The 14,504-nt window shown below is 68.7% G+C and carries 11 protein-coding genes; 3 read left to right on the forward strand and 8 right to left on the reverse strand.

All coding sequences use genetic code 11. The features are described 5' to 3' along the window. The first annotated feature begins 28 nt into the window (after positions 1-28). Positions 29-1,228 carry a MarP family serine protease gene (locus tag OHA05_RS19735; RefSeq protein WP_313945015.1) on the forward strand — a complete coding sequence of 400 codons (1,200 nt, stop codon included), beginning with the start codon at positions 29-31 and terminating at the stop codon, positions 1,226-1,228. Positions 1,229-1,353: 125 nt separating this feature from the next. Here OHA05_RS19735 and OHA05_RS19740 read toward each other — a convergent pair whose 3' ends face one another. The 6 genes from OHA05_RS19740 to OHA05_RS19765 all read right to left on the reverse strand — a co-directional run bounded on the left by OHA05_RS19740 (position 1,354) and on the right by OHA05_RS19765 (position 9,423). Next, the gene (locus OHA05_RS19740; RefSeq protein WP_313945014.1) at positions 1,354-1,542 is read right to left on the reverse strand and encodes a hypothetical protein; all 189 of its coding nucleotides are present in this window, start codon (positions 1,540-1,542) and stop codon (positions 1,354-1,356) included. A gap of 128 nt (positions 1,543-1,670) precedes the next feature. Then, the gene (locus OHA05_RS19745) at positions 1,671-2,600 is read right to left on the reverse strand and encodes an alpha/beta fold hydrolase (protein ID WP_328861323.1); all 930 of its coding nucleotides are present in this window, start codon (positions 2,598-2,600) and stop codon (positions 1,671-1,673) included. Positions 2,601-2,718: 118 nt separating this feature from the next. After that, a complete protein-coding gene (locus OHA05_RS19750) occupies positions 2,719-3,150 on the reverse strand; it encodes a phage holin family protein (protein ID WP_313945012.1) in 432 nt (143 codons plus the stop codon). A 33-nt stretch (positions 3,151-3,183) separates the two neighbouring features. After that, positions 3,184-4,575 carry a Na+/H+ antiporter NhaA gene (gene nhaA / locus OHA05_RS19755; RefSeq protein ID WP_328861324.1) on the reverse strand — a complete coding sequence of 464 codons (1,392 nt, stop codon included), beginning with the start codon at positions 4,573-4,575 and terminating at the stop codon, positions 3,184-3,186. A 261-nt stretch (positions 4,576-4,836) separates the two neighbouring features. Further along, positions 4,837-6,792, reverse strand: a complete 1,956-nt coding sequence (gene acs, locus OHA05_RS19760) for an acetate--CoA ligase (RefSeq protein ID WP_313945010.1) — start codon at positions 6,790-6,792, stop codon at positions 4,837-4,839. A gap of 198 nt (positions 6,793-6,990) precedes the next feature. After that, positions 6,991-9,423 carry a SulP family inorganic anion transporter gene (locus tag OHA05_RS19765; protein WP_443043720.1) on the reverse strand — a complete coding sequence of 811 codons (2,433 nt, stop codon included), beginning with the start codon at positions 9,421-9,423 and terminating at the stop codon, positions 6,991-6,993. Between the two features lie 286 nt (positions 9,424-9,709). Here OHA05_RS19765 and OHA05_RS19770 point away from each other — a divergent pair, with 286 nt between their 5' ends. Next, the gene (locus OHA05_RS19770) at positions 9,710-10,978 is read left to right on the forward strand and encodes a hypothetical protein (RefSeq protein ID WP_313945009.1); all 1,269 of its coding nucleotides are present in this window, start codon (positions 9,710-9,712) and stop codon (positions 10,976-10,978) included. Here OHA05_RS19770 and OHA05_RS19775 read toward each other — a convergent pair. Beyond that, the gene (locus tag OHA05_RS19775) at positions 10,956-11,951 is read right to left on the reverse strand and encodes an ATP-binding protein (RefSeq protein ID WP_313945008.1); all 996 of its coding nucleotides are present in this window, start codon (positions 11,949-11,951) and stop codon (positions 10,956-10,958) included. The genes OHA05_RS19770 and OHA05_RS19775 overlap by 23 nt on opposite strands. A 103-nt stretch (positions 11,952-12,054) precedes the next feature. Here OHA05_RS19775 and OHA05_RS19780 point away from each other — a divergent pair, with 103 nt between their 5' ends. Further along, on the forward strand, positions 12,055-12,885 hold the full coding sequence (locus OHA05_RS19780) for an oxidoreductase (RefSeq protein ID WP_313945007.1): 831 nt from the start codon (positions 12,055-12,057) through the stop codon (positions 12,883-12,885). Between the two features lie 445 nt (positions 12,886-13,330). On the opposite strand, the gene OHA05_RS19785 is transcribed toward OHA05_RS19780, so the two are convergent. Next, on the reverse strand, positions 13,331-14,251 hold the full coding sequence (locus tag OHA05_RS19785) for an HAD family hydrolase (protein ID WP_327681844.1): 921 nt from the start codon (positions 14,249-14,251) through the stop codon (positions 13,331-13,333). Positions 14,252-14,504 lie beyond the last annotated feature (253 nt).

Genomic DNA, 14,504 nt, shown 5'->3' on the forward strand with positions numbered 1-14,504 from the left:
CGGCGACGACATTGCGAGGCTAATGACGGTGAACGTGCTCGACATCTTGTTGCTGGTCGCCGCCGTATGGTTCGCAATCGTCGGGTATCGCCAGGGCTTCGTCGTCGGCATCCTGTCCGTGATCGGCTTCCTCGGCGGCGGACTCGTGGCGGTGTATCTGCTGCCCGTGATCTGGGGTGAGCTGACGAACGACTCCGAGGTGTCCACCACCGCGGCGATCGTCGCGATCATCATCGTGATCGTCTGCGCCTCGGTCGGTCAGGCCTTCACCACTCACCTCGGCAACAAGCTGCGCCGGTACATCACCTGGTCACCCGCCCGGGCTCTGGACGCCACCGGCGGCGCACTGGTCAACGTGGTCGCGATGCTGCTGGTCGCCTGGCTGATCGGTTCCGCGCTCGCCGGGACCTCCCTGCCCACACTCGGCAAGGAGGTCCGCAGCTCCAAGGTGCTGCTCGGTGTGTCCCGCGTGATGCCGACGCAGGCGTCCACCTGGTTCACGGACTTCTCCTCCGTCCTCGCGCAGAACGGCTTCCCGCAGGTCTTCAGCCCGTTCGCCAACGAGCCCATCACCGAGGTCCGTCCGCCGGACCCGGCGCTCGCGGGCAGCCCGGTCGCCGCACGCGCCCAGCAGTCCATCGTCAAGGTCGTCGGTACGGCACAGAGCTGCGGCAAGGTGCTCGAAGGCACCGGCTTCGTCTTCGGCCAGCGACGGGTCATGACCAACGCCCATGTCGTCGGCGGCGTGGACGAGCCGACCGTGCAGATAGGCGGCGAGGGCCGGCTCTACGACGCGCGCGTCGTGCTCTACGACTGGGAGCGCGACATCGCGGTCCTGGACGTGCCCGATCTGAAGGCCAAGCCGCTGCAGTTCGCCGACGCCGACGCGCGCAGCGGGGACAGCGCGATCGTCGCCGGCTTCCCCGAGAACGGTGCGTACGACGTCCGCTCGGCCCGCGTCCGCGGCCGGATCAACGCCAACGGCCCCGACATCTACCGGCGCGGCACGGTGCACCGCGATGTGTACTCGCTGTTCACCACCGTCCGCCAGGGCAACTCAGGCGGACCGCTGCTCACACCCGAGGGCAAGGTGTCCGGTGTCATCTTCGCCAGGTCGCTGGACGACCCGAACACCGGATACGCCCTGACCGTGGACGAGATCGCCGCGGACGTCAGGGCCGGCCTGGCCGCCAACCAGCAGGTCGACAGCCAGAACTGCGCGCTGTAGCGGCGTGCGGTGTGGCTGCGGGCACCTGTAGCGGCGGGGCGCTGCGGCTGCGAGCCGCAAGCGCCCCTGGCCGCGGGCGATGCCGGTGGAGCGGTGTTGGTGGAGCGGTGTCGGTGGAGCCGGCGTCAGCCGCGGGTATGCCGCAGCCGGGCGGACATCCAGCGAGCGCGGCGCCGGAGGATACGGGGAATCCCGATCCCTTGTACCGCGTGATCATGGCCCTGAGCTTGCAGGCCACCCCTGTCATGAATGTTCGGCCCATTGGCCGAGCGACGGTTGCGTGCTGCGTCACCGTAGTCGTGCGTCCAGCCCATACCGGGACGTCTGCCCGTGCCCCATGGTCGGTAACCGTGTCAGGAGCGGCCAATTGGCCTATGCGCCAGGCATTTGGCTGTTCGTCAGACAAGCGTTCCGGTAAGCGCGAGGTCCAGGAGTCGACGGGCTACCGGTCGGGTTCGGGGTCCTTCAGCCAGTTGATGAGTTCGGAGGAGAAGGCCACTGGGTCCTCCTCGTGAGGGAAGTGGCCGAGGCCGTCGAACAGCCGCCAGCGGTACGGGGCTTCGACGTACTGGCCCGAGCCCGCCGCGCTGCGTGTGCGCATCACCGGGTCCAGGGAGCCGTGCAGATGCAGGGTCGGCACCCGGACCGGCCGCTTCATCCGGCGGTTGAACTGGATCCCGTCGGGCCGTGCGAGCGAGCGCACCATCCACCGGTACGGCTCGACCGCGCAGTGCGCCGTCGACGGAATGCTCATCGCCCGGCGGTACACGTCGAGGGTGTCCGCGTCGGGAGGCTGCGGGCCGGACCACTCCTGGATCAGGTTGCCCACCAAGGCCGCGTCGTCCGCGATGAGCTGACGCTCCGGCAGCCACGGCCGCTGGAACCCCCACACATAGGAACCGGCCCGGCTCTGCGAGAAGTCGGAGAGCATGGCCGAACGCCACCGGCGCGGATGGGGCATCGAGGAGACGACGAGCCTGCGCACCAGCTTCGGCCGCATCACCGCGGCGGTCCATGCGAGGTACCCACCGAGATCGTGCCCGACCAGTGCCGCGTCCGGCTCGCCGAGGGAGCGCACCACCCCGGTGATGTCGAGGGCGAGGTTCGCGGGGTCGTAACCCCGCGGCGTACGGTCGCTGCCTCCCACACCCCGAAGATCCATGGCCACGGCCCGGTACCCCGCGTCCGCGAGCGCCGTCATCTGGTGCCGCCACGTCCACCAGAACTGCGGAAAGCCGTGGAGGAACATCACCAGCGGCCCGTCGCCGACCTCGGCGATGTGGAAGCGCGCACCATTGGCTGCCACGTCGCGATGGGTCCAGGGACCGTCGATGCGTACGGGGCTGCCCGTACCGGTGTCAGGGGCCGTCATGCAGACGAGCGTCCCATACCCGGGTACGGCCCGTTCGCCATGCCCTCCCCGGGAGCGGCGCCCGCGACGCCGCGCTCCGCCGCGGGACCCGTGCTGAGCGGTCCCGCGACGGCCCGGATCAGGCGGAGATCTGGTCCTGCGACACCCGCGGATGCGGCTTGACGCTCTGGAGTACGGCCGCCGTCTGCTTGGCCGAGGCGATCGACCTCTCCGGCGGCTTGACCTTCTTGAACTTGGTGACGGCCAGGAGCGCCAGAATCCCCGCGAGCAGCAGGAACGCTCCGCCCACGATCAGGAAGCACCAGGCAAGGCCGAGCCCCCAGTTGTGGATCCCGTACGCCGCCGCGAAGCTGAAGACCGGCAGCGAGAACAGGGCGAAGACGCCCGCCACGCTGATGGCCGCGCCGCCGACCGCACCTCGCTTGACGTCCTGCCTCAGTTCCGCCTTGGCCAGGGCGATCTCGTCGTGCACCAGCGCGGACATCTCGGCGGTCGCCGAGGCGACCAGCTGGCCGAGACTGCGCTCGGCACTGCTGCCGGGGTCGCTCATCGCTGCTCCCTCTCTCCTGTGGTCCGACACAGATCATGCCGGACTGTCGCCGTCACCGCGCGACACCCCCGCCGCTTCGGCGCGACGACGGTGTTCGGCGGCCTTCTTCTCGTAGATCTCGGCCATGCGCAAGTGGTACGCCGGATTGTCCTGTTCGTAGATGTCGGGGATGCCGTCGTTGTCCTCGTCACGCTCCTCCTCGTCGTACAGCTCCTGGTACCGGCGTACCCGCAGTTTGAGCAGTACTCCGGCCAGGACGGCGGCGATCAGGGAGCCGACCAGGACCGCGGCCTTGACCTCGTCGGCGAGCAGCGGGTCGTCGGCGAAGGCGAGTTCACCGATCAGCAGCGAGACGGTGAAGCCGATTCCGGCGAGTGCGGACACCGCGAAAACGTCCGGCCAGGCGAGGTCGTCGTTGAGTTCGGCCCGGGTGAAACGGGCCGCGAGCCAGGTGCCGCCGAAGATGCCGAGCGCCTTGCCGACCACCAGGCCGAGCACGACACCGAGGGTCTCGGGCCGGGTGAAGACCTCCGTGAGGGAGCCGCCGGAGACCGACACGCCGGCGGCGAACAGCGCGAACAGCGGCACGGCGAGTCCCGCCGACAGCGGGCGCACGATGTGCTCGATGTGCTCGCCGGGAGACTGCTTCTCCCCCTCGCGCCGGGTGCAGCGGAGCATCAGGCCCATGGCCACACCGGCGATGGTGGCGTGGACGCCGCTGTTGTACATCAGCCCCCAGATGACCAGGGCCAGAGGAACGTACACGTACCAGCCCCGTACGCCCTTCCTCAGCAGCAGCCAGAAGACGGCCAGTCCCAGCACCGCGCCGCCGAGGGCGGCGAAGTCGAGATCGCTGGTGAAGAAGATCGCGATGATGAGGATGGCGAACAGGTCGTCGACGACGGCGAGCGTCAGCAGGAAGGCGCGCAGCGCGGAGGGCAGAGAGGTGCCGATGACCGCGAGGACGGCGAGCGCGAACGCGATGTCGGTGGCGGTGGGCACCGCCCAGCCGTCGGTTGATCCGCCGGTGGACGTGGTGACGATCAGGTACACGGCGGCGGGCGCCGCCATTCCGCACAGCGCGGCGATGACAGGGAGGGCGGCGGCGCGGGGATCGCGCAGTTCGCCTGCCACGAGTTCACGCTTGAGCTCGATGCCGGCGACGAAGAAGAAGATCGCGAGAAGTCCGTCGGCGGCCCAGTGCTGGACGGACAGATCGAGGCCGAGCGAGGCGGGGCCAAGATGGAAGTCCCGTACGGCTTCATAGCTGTCGCCGATCGGTGTGTTGGCCCAGATCAGCGCGGCGACGGCGGCGGCCAGGAGCAGCACGCCGCCGACGGTCTCGGCTCGCAGCGCGTCCGCCACATAGGTGCGCTCGGGCAGGGGGAGCACACCGAGAAACTTGCGGGAGCGGGGCGCGGACACGTGGGGAACCTCCGGTCGGGCGGGCAGGACTCATCACTTGCCGACCAGACTTCCCGGCGCACCTGGGTCTTTCTTGTCGCGTCGTTGACGCGTCCATCACCATACCCATATGGCTCCGGGGTGATATCCGGTGAAGTGCACTTTAGGCGCAGAACGGGCACCCGGTGCGTTGTTGCCGGGTGCCCGTCGTGGTGCGGTCCGCGCCGCTCAGTGGTGTGTGGCGCGGTGGTACGCGTGGTGGCCAGGGGAGATGTGCGTGGATCAGTCCTCGGAGGGCGCGCTCGGCAGCTGCGTCTGGATCAGATCCATGACCGACGAGTCGGTCAGCGTCGTGACATCGCCGAGCTGACGGTTCTCGGCGACATCGCGCAGCAGCCGGCGCATGATCTTGCCCGAACGGGTCTTCGGCAGCTCCGCCACCGGCAGGATCCGCTTCGGCTTGGCGATCGGGCCGAGCACCGAGGCGACGTGGTTGCGCAGCTCGTTGACCAGGCCCTCGTCCACACTCGCCGTACCGCGCAGGATCACGAACGCCGCGATCGCCTGCCCGGTCGTCTCGTCCTTCGCGCCCACGACCGCCGCCTCGGCGACCTTCGGGTGCGAGACCAGAGCCGACTCCACCTCGGTCGTCGAGATGTTGTGGCCGGACACCAGCATCACGTCGTCCACCCGGCCGAGCAGCCAGATGTCGCCGTCGTCGTCCTTCTTGGCACCGTCACCGGCGAAGTACTTGCCCTCGAAACGCGACCAGTACGTGTCGATGAACCGCTGGTCGTCGCCCCAGATGGTGCGCAGCATCGACGGCCACGGCTCGGTGAGGACGAGATAGCCGCCACCGCCGTTCGGCACCTCGTTGGCTTCGTCGTCGACGACCGTCGCGGAGATGCCGGGCAGTGCGCGCTGCGCCGACCCCGGCTTGGTCTCGGTGACGCCCGGCAGCGGCGAGATCATCATCGCGCCGGTCTCGGTCTGCCACCAGGTGTCGACGATGGGGGTCTTGCCGGCGCCGATGTTCTCCCGGTACCAGATCCATGCCTCCGGGTTGATCGGCTCTCCGACCGATCCGAGGACACGCAGGCTGGACAGGTCGAACTTCGCGGGGATGTCCTCGCCCCACTTCATGAAGGTCCGGATCGCGGTCGGCGCGGTGTAGAGGATCGTGACGCCGTACTTCTGCACGATCTCCCAGAACCGGCCCTGGTGCGGGGTGTCTGGGGTGCCCTCGTACATCACCTGGGTGGCCCCGTTGGCCAGCGGCCCGTACACGATGTACGAGTGACCGGTCACCCAGCCGATGTCCGCCGTGCACCAGTAGACGTCCGACTCCGGCTTGAGGTCGAAGACGGCGTTGTGGGTGTACGCGGCCTGGGTGAGGTAGCCGCCGGAGGTGTGCAGGATGCCCTTCGGCTTACCGGTCGTGCCGGAGGTGTAAAGGATGAAGAGCGGGTGCTCCGCGTCGAACGCCTCCGGGGTGTGCTCGGCGGACTGACGGCCGACGATGTCGTGCCACCACACGTCCCGGCCCTCGGTGAAGTCGGTGTCCTGGCCGGTACGGCGCACCACCAGCACATGCTCGACCTGCGGGCACCGGGCGACGGCGTCGTCGATGGCGGGCTTGAGCGCGCTCGGCTTGCCCCGGCGGTAGCCGCCGTCGGAGGTGATGACCAGCTTCGCGTCCGCGTCCTGGATGCGGGAGGCGACGGCGTCGGCGGAGAAACCGCCGAACACCACCGAGTGCGCCGCGCCGATGCGGGCACAGGCCAGCATGGCCACGACCGCCTCGGGGATCATCGGGAGGTAGACGGCGACGCGGTCGCCCTTCTGCACTCCGAGCTCGGTGAGCGCGTTCGCGGCGCGCGAGACCTCGTCCTTGAGCTCCGCGTAGGTGACGGAACGGCTGTCGCCGGGCTCGCCCTCGAAGTGGAGCGCGACACGGTCGCCGTTGCCGGCTTCGACATGGCGGTCCACGCAGTTGTACGCGACGTTGAGCTTGCCGTCCGCGAACCACTTCGCGAAGGGCGGGTTGCTCCAGTCGAGGGTCTCGGTCGGCTCGGTGGCCCAAGTCAGCCTCCGTGCCTGCTCGGCCCAGAAGCCAAGCCTGTCCGCCTCGGCCTGCTCGTACGCCTCCGCCGTCACGTTGGCGTGCGCGGCCAGCTCGGCCGGCGGCGCGAACCGCCGCTCTTCCTTGAGCAGGTTGGCCAGGCTTTCGTTGCTCACGACATCTCCCTTTCCCAGGGCGTCCTATGTGCCTATGTGTCCCAGGCCATAGCTCATCAGCCAGATGGCCGGGTGACAAGGGCCTTCCGGAGATTGGTTTAGACCTATTGAGCCTGAGGCGCCTATTGAGCGGCCCCTCCCTCCCGGGCGGCGGGAAGGAGGGGCCATACGTTCTCACGGACGGGGTGGGGGATTGGTTCAGGCGCGCGTCTCGGTCAGTGAGGACGGGGTGGGGGCGACCCGGTCGAAGACCGCCTCGACCTCATGGTCGTCACTGCTGGCGAGGAGATACGCCTGCGCCTCGCCGACATGGAAGTACATGCCGTGCAGCTCCAGCGAACCCTCGGCGATGCGCCGCGCCACGCCTTCATGGGCCTTCAGATGCTCCAACTGCTGGACCACATTGGTCAGGCAGAGCTGCTCGACCGCATCCGCGGGCAGCCGCCCGGAGATCCGCGCCCAGGTACGGTGCCGGCTGCGCATCCGCTCCAGGCTCGGCTGACCGTGCCGCAGCCACCGCCGCAGCGGTGTGCGTCCTCCGTCGTTCGTAGCGCTCAGCAGCGCCTGCATCGCGCCGCAGCCCGAGTGCCCGCAGACCGTGATCGAGCTGACCTTCAGCACGTCCACGGCGTACTCGATGGCGGCCGCCACCGAGTCGTCGCCGCTCTCCTTGCCGGGCAGTGGCACCAGATTTCCGACATTGCGCACGGTGAACAGGTCACCCGGCCCGCTGGCCGTGATCATGCTGGTCACCAGACGGGAGTCCGCGCAGGTCAGGAAGAGCTGCGAGGGCTGCTGGCCCTCGCGCGCCAGCCGGGCCAGTTCGTCGCGCACCAGCGGAGCCGTGTTGCGCTGGAACGAGCTGAGACCGTGGGCCAGTTGGTGCATCGAGGCGCGCCGGGTGCGGGTGTCGCAGTGGTGATTGCGCCACGGTGTCCAGGGCCGGCAGCAGCCGTGGGTCTGGGAGGCGGCTTCGCTGATCCGGCCCCCGGCCCGGCCGGTGAACTCCACCGAGCCGCCCTGAGCGACATGGGAGGCCTGCCAGTCATGCAGTGCCTCGTACGCGGCGTGGTCCATGTAGGAACCGTCCAGCTCGACCTCACAGCGTGCCCCGTGCGGCACCTGGCCCAGCATCCGGCTCAGCCGGGGCACGGCGAGGAAGGTCAACTGCCCGCGCACCCGTACCCGGTGCACGCGCGCATGCTCCTCGCCCTGCTCCTCGACGGTGATACGGGTCCGGGTCAGCCGGTGCAGTGCGACCGTGACGGCCATGGCGATCCCGATCGCGACACCCTCCAGCACTCCGGTGAGGACGACCGCGACAGACGTCGCCGCATACACCAGCATTTCGCGGTTCTGCCGCACGCTGCGCAGATGGGTGACCTTGACCATCTGGACGCCCACGACCATCACCAGGGCCGCGAGGGCGGCCAGGGGAATCAGGTCGAGCACGGGCACGAGCAGCAGCGCCGCGAGCACGATCCACAGACCGTGCAGCATCGTGGAGTTGCGGCTGACGGCGCCTGCGGACACATTCGCCGAACTGCGGACCGCGACCCCGGTGATCGGCAGCCCGCCGAGCGCACCGGACAGGACATTGGCGGCGCCCTGACCGGCCAGCTCCCGGTCGAGGTCGGCGCGCGGAATGCGGACGGTGGGCTGCTTGCGGGCGGCCACCAGCTTGTCCACCGCCACGGCGGAGAGCAGTGACTCCACACTTCCGACCAGGGTGATGGTCAGCACCGCGGCGATGAGGCCCAGCACGGGCCCGTCCGGCAGTGCGGGCAGGGCATGACTGCTCCACGACGGCAGGTCCACCAGCGGCAGGCGCAGCCCCGCCACCACGGCGAGGGTGGTCGCCGCAGCGACCGCGGCGAGGGCGGCCGGGATCTTGCGGACGATCCGGCCCGCCCGCCCGGGGATCCGTGGCCATGCGAGCAGGATGACCACGGTCAGGACGCTCACGGAGAGCGCGGCCGGACGGAGCTCGGCCAACTGGGCCGGCAGCGCACCGACATTGGCGATGGCGGAGCTCTGCGGTGTGCCGCCGAGCACGATGTGCAGCTGTGCCAGGGCGATCGTGACGCCGATGCCGGCGAGCATGCCGTGCACGATCGCCGGGCTGACGGCGAGCGCCGACCGGGCCACGCGCAGAGCGGCCAGGCCGACTTGGGCGAAGCCGGCGACGACGGTGATGGCGCAGGTGACACGCCAGCCGTACTGATGGATCAGATCGGCGGTGACGACGGTCAGGCCGGCGGCAGGCCCGCTGACCTGGAGCGGCGCTCCGCCCAGCCGTCCCGCCACGAGGCCGCCGACAGCGGCCGCCACGAGCCCGGCCTGAAGTGGTGCGCCGGTGGCGAGAGCGATGCCGAGTGAGAGCGGCAGCGCGATCAGGAACACGGAGACCGAGGCGGACAGATCGGCGCCCGCGATGCGGAAGCGGCGGCCGCCTTCATCGGGCGGGGGCAGGCTGTGCGGGCTCTCGGGGCCGGGGGGTGCGGACCCGCCGCCCTGGACGGCTTGGTGGGACACGGGCTTCTCCCGTGTGGTGCGGGACTTCCTGTTCTTGCGGTTCTTCGGCTTCTTGCGAGAAGGGTCGTCGGTGCGAGTGGGGACGCAGGCAGACATGGTTTCCCGTCTCCTCCGGGGCAGCGCGGTCGCGGAATGTGGGGACGCGGCCGTGGGTCACGGCGTGCAGTGGCGGGATTCTCAACTCTCGGTAAATGGATCGTAATGGAGAGTAAAGACTGCGGCATTCTTTCCGGGGCAAATAGGGCAATCTTTCACCCGTGCTGGTGATTAATCCTTTGAATGCGGCTCGTCGCACCCTCCCCATCGCCACCCCGATGCGACTTTGTCGGCGCCATCGACGCCGGTCGTAAAAACACAAAGTCATACGAAAGAGGGTGGACGGATGAAGGCCGCCACACAGCGGGTCGCCGTCGGCGCAGCCGTCACGGCGCTGATCGCGGGACTCGCGGGCTGCTCCGGCTCCGACGAGAGCGCGCACCATGGCGCGCCCGGTGCCAAGAAGGCCGCCCCTGCCCCCAACAGCGCCGTGCGCCTGATCGGCGACGGCTCCACGGCCTTCACCGGAACCCAGCCCGGTCTGCTCAAGCCGGAGCGGATGAAGCCCGGCGAGAAGCCGCCGCAGTTCGTGGTGTTCTCATGGGACGGGGCGGGGGAGGACAGCCAGAAGCTCTTCTCCCACTTCCGCCGTGTCGCCAAGAAGTACGACGCCACGATGACCTACTTCCTCAGCGGCGTGTACCTCCTGCCGGAGGAGAAGTCGACGATGTACGACCCGCCGCAACACGCGGCCGGGCGCTCCGACATCGGCTTCAATGACGTCGAGGGCATCAAGGACACCGTGCGTGAACTGCGCGGCGCCTGGCAGGAGGGCAATGAGGTGGGCACCCACTTCAACGGCCACTTCTGCGGCAAGGACGGCGGTGTGGGCAATTGGTCCGTCGCCGAGTGGAAGAGCGAAATCAGCCAGGCCAAGGCGTTCGTGAAGAACTGGAGGACCAACGCGGGCCTGAAGAACGAGCCGCCGCTTCCCTTCGACTACGACAAGGAACTCATCGGCGCCCGCACCCCCTGCCTGGAGGGCCGGAAGAACTTCGTCCGCGCCGCCAGCCAGTTGGGCATGCGCTACGACACCAGCGGGATCAACGACCAGATCTGGCCCAAGAAGGAACTCGGTCTGTGGGACCTCTCGCTCCAGATGGTCCCGGTCCCCGGTCGCGCCTTCGAGACGCTGGCCATGGACTACAACTTCATGGTCAACCAGTCGGGGACGACATCCAAGGGCGACCCCGCCATGCACGAGTACTGGGGCAAGCAGATGCGTGACGGCCTGGTCAAGGCCTTCGATCGCGCCTACGACGGCAACCGGGCCCCGTTGATCATCGGCAACCACTTCGAGTCCTGGAACGGCGGCACCTACATGCGCGCCGTCGAGGACACGATCGCCACGGTCTGTGTGAAGAAGAACGTGAGGTGTGTGTCCTTCCGCCAGCTCGCGGACTGGCTGGACGTCCAGGACCCCGAGGTGCTGGAGAAGATGCGGACCCTCAAGGTCGGCCAGAAGCCGAAGAACGGCTGGGCGGCCTTCCTGGCCACCCAGCCCTCCGCCCCGGCCTCACCCGTCGTCAAGGTCAAGCAGGCAGGGCAGAGCTGACGTCAGCCGCATGCTCATGGAGCACGAAGGCGGGGTCGACCTGAGCCGCCAGGTCGGCCCCCGTCTTCGCGTTCCCCCAGCTCTCCGCGTTCTTGAGATGGAAGTGCACCATCTGGCGCGTGTAGCGCTCCCAGTCGCGGTTGTCGTACGTGTCCTCCGCGGCGTTCTGCAGGGCTTGCAGGGACATGCGGTTGTCCGCCTCGAGCAGCTCGAAGGGGGACGGCCGGCCCTTCTCCATCCCGCGCACCCAGTTGGAGTGGCCGACGGTGATCAGCAGGTCGTCGCCCACCTCGTCCCGCAGGAAGTCCACATCGTCCGGGCCCTGCACCTTGTTGCCCACGACCTTCAGCTCGATGCCGAAGTCCCGTGCGTACTCCTTGTACTGGCGATACACGGACACCCCCTTGCGGGTGGGCTCGGCCACCAGGAACGTCATGTCGAAACGGGTGAACATCCCGGACGCGAAGGAGTCCGACCCGGCCGTCATGTCGACCACCACGTAGTCGTCGCGGCCGTCGACGAGGTGATTGAGGCACAGCTCCACCGCGCCGACCTTGGAGTGGTAGCAGGACACCCCGAGATCCGACTCCGTGAACGGCCCGGTCGCCATCAGCCGGATGTCCCCGTCGTCGAGATGCACGACCCGCGCACAGGCGTCGTAGACGGGGTTGTCCTCGTCCACGCGCAGCAGACGCGAGCCCTCTCCCGGCGGCGTGGTCTTGATCATCGTCTCCGCCGAGGCGATGCGGGGGTTGGAGCCCCTCAGGTATTCCTTGATCAAGGGGAGGTGCGCGCCCATGGCGGGCAGGGCGGCCGCCTCCGCCTCGTCGAGACCGAGCGCGGCCCCCAGATGCTGATTGATATCGGCGTCGACGGCCACCACATGAGCCTCGTTGGCGGCCAGATGGCGGATGAACAGCGAGGACAGCGTGGTCTTTCCGCTGCCGCCCTTCCCTACGAAAGCGATCTTCATGTTCACCTACCGTAGTGGGTCCATTGCGCGCTGTGGTCGAAGTGCGTGAAGAAGACCACTCCAAGGTGGGGGCGTACGCCGATGGCGCGTAGCCTCGCTACTTATGAGTACGAATGCCTCGTCGGTCGACCCCCTTGCCGCTCTCGGCTCTCTGCCGGGTGTCCCCGACGCCGTTGATTCCGTGCGCAAGGCGGTCGACCGGGTCTACGGTCACCGGGTCATGCGGCGGCGCAGCACCGAGGTCACCTCGGAGGCGGCGCTGCGCGGCGCGCGTGCTTCGGCGGCGCTCTCCGGCGCCGACTGGGCGCTCGAAGAGGTCCGCAGGCGCACCGACTTCGGTGTCGAGCCCGAGGCGCGAACGGTCGGCGCCGCACTGCGGCTGACCGCCGAGGCGGGGCAACTCCTTTCTGTATGGCGGCAGTCGCCGCTGCGGGTGCTGGCCCGGCTGCATCTGGTCGCGGCGAGTGGTGCCGGTGACGACGAGGCCGTGGGGCGGCCCCGGCTGGCCGGCGAACCGGTCGACGAGCCGCTGATCGAGGCGCCGCTGCCGGACGCGGGCGAGGTGAACGGCCGGCTGGACGGCCTTGCCGAACTGATCATCGCCGGCAGCTCGGCACCGGCCCTGGTGACCGCCGCCGTCGTGCACGGCGAGCTCTTGGCGCTGCGCCCCTTCGGCTCCTTCAACGGTCTGGTGGCTCGCACCGCCGAGCGGATCGTGCTGATCGGCAGCGGTCTTGACCCCAAGTCGATCTGCCCGGCGGAGGTCGGGCATGCCGAACAGGGGCGCGCGGCCTATGTCGCGGCCTTCGACGGCTATCGCTCCGGTACGCCGGAGGGCATGGCGGCATGGATTGCCCACTGCGGGCGGTCCGTGGAGCTGGGCGTCAGGGAGTCCACTGCGGTGTGCGAGGCGCTTCAGCGAGGCGCGGCTTGATGGAGCGGGGCAGAGCTCGAGCGCTTCAGTGGGGCACGGCTCACGTGCTGCAGCGAGGCGGGGCTCGAGCGCTTGAGTGCTTGAGTGCGGCGGGGCTTGAGCGATCCCGGATGCTACGGCGTCCTGGGCGCGGGCCCGAAAGACCCTGAACAGGGTTGCGGCGGTACCGGTATGGGTACCGCCGCTGGCATGTCCACCGAGTTACCAAGCGTCCTCGAGATAGTGCCCATCAGGTCGGGAACTTTTGCCCGTCACCTGGTGCGGCTGGCCCGTAATCGACGGGTCGACGTCGCGTGGGTGCTCAGTTTTCATGCTCGGTCCGTGGGGCCTTTATGCGTTGATAGGTGATCCTCTCGGATGTCCTAGGTCTCGCGGGCCGTTGAGTCCTTTCTACTCCTGCCCGCAAGGAAGCGGAACCCCCAGCTGCGGTTCTTTACTTTTGGGTTCAAATACGGGCGAAGCGTTCCGCGGCGCGGTCGATGACCCGTTCCATCACACCGGCCGCGGCCGACTCGGCAGCTGCGGCTGCCGCACTGCGGCGCCGGCTGGCGTACCAGACGAGGCCGGCGGTCGCAGCCGCCGCACCCACCGCCGCCGCGGCGACGAGCGCGGGACGCGGCGGCAGGGAGAAGGCGGGGATCCGCTGCTTCAGCCGGACCGGCCGGTTGAAGACGAGAACAGGCCAGCCGCGACTGACGGCTTCACGCCGCAGCGCCCGGTCCGGGTTCACGGCGTACGGGTGGCCGACGGACGACAGCATCGGTACATCGGTGATCGAGTCGCTGTAGGCGTAGCAACGGTCGAGGTCGTAGCCCTCGGAGGCGGCGAGTTCCTTGACGGCCTCCGCCTTGGTCGGCCCATAGGCGTAGTACTCCACTTCGCCGGTGAAGCAGCCGTCGTCTCCGACCACCATGCGGGTGGCCACCACCCGGTCCGCACCGAGCAGCTCGCCGATCGGTTCGACCACCTCCGCGCCCGAAGTGGACACGATCACGACGTCACGGCCGGCGGTGTGGTGTTCCTCGATGAGGGACGCCGCTTCGTCGTAGATGATCGGGTCGATCAGGTCATGGAGGGTCTCCGCGACGATCTCCTTCACCAGCTGCACGTTCCACCCCTTGCAGAGGGCGGACAGGTACTGCCGCATCCGCTCCATCTGGTCGTGGTCGGCGCCACCGGCGAGAAAAACGAACTGGGCATAGGCGGTCCGCAGTACGGCCCGTCGGTTGATCAGGCCGCCTTGGTAGAAGGACTTGCTGAAGGTCAGCGTCGACGACTTCGCAATGACCGTCTTGTCCAGATCAAAGAAGGCAGCTGCGCGAGGCAAGGAGTGGTTTTCCACGAGCAGAGCATAGGTGCCCGCCATTCGGCGTACGCTCGGGCGTGTGGGTTTGCCTGAGAAGGCTCTCGGGTACACCATGGAAGTCACGGATCGTTCGCGACCGTGCTAACCCGGTCCGGCTCCTCCCCCCCCGAGTCGGCCGGAGAGACGACCCCCGCTCTCCCCCCCGGCGGGGGTCGTCGCATGTCCGGACGCATTTTCGGCTCTCGGACAGAGCTCATGATGATCCTTCTCCCTTCCTGACGGCTTCGCTTGCGGCGGCCTCACACCACTCTGA

It is taken from the genome of Streptomyces sp. NBC_00306, assembly GCF_036169555.1.
In the GTDB taxonomy this organism is placed as follows: domain Bacteria; phylum Actinomycetota; class Actinomycetes; order Streptomycetales; family Streptomycetaceae; genus Streptomyces; species Streptomyces achmelvichensis.

Bases quoted from the DNA above. Each gene is read 5' to 3' on its own strand.
- OHA05_RS19750 (WP_313945012.1), bottom strand. From the start codon at position 3,150: ATGAGCGACCCCGGCAGCAGTGCCGAGCGCAGTCTCGGCCAGCTGGTC.
- OHA05_RS19770 (WP_313945009.1), top strand. From the start codon at position 9,710: ATGAAGGCCGCCACACAGCGGGTCGCCGTCGGCGCAGCCGTCACGGCG.
- OHA05_RS19765 (WP_443043720.1), bottom strand. From the start codon at position 9,423: ATGTCTGCCTGCGTCCCCACTCGCACCGACGACCCTTCTCGCAAGAAG.
- OHA05_RS19745 (WP_328861323.1), bottom strand. From the start codon at position 2,600: ATGACGGCCCCTGACACCGGTACGGGCAGCCCCGTACGCATCGACGGT.
- OHA05_RS19775 (WP_313945008.1), bottom strand. From the start codon at position 11,951: ATGAAGATCGCTTTCGTAGGGAAGGGCGGCAGCGGAAAGACCACGCTG.
- OHA05_RS19785 (WP_327681844.1), bottom strand. From the start codon at position 14,251: ATGGCGGGCACCTATGCTCTGCTCGTGGAAAACCACTCCTTGCCTCGC.
- OHA05_RS19740 (WP_313945014.1), bottom strand. From the start codon at position 1,542: ATGGGCTGGACGCACGACTACGGTGACGCAGCACGCAACCGTCGCTCG.
- OHA05_RS19780 (WP_313945007.1), top strand. From the start codon at position 12,055: ATGAGTACGAATGCCTCGTCGGTCGACCCCCTTGCCGCTCTCGGCTCT.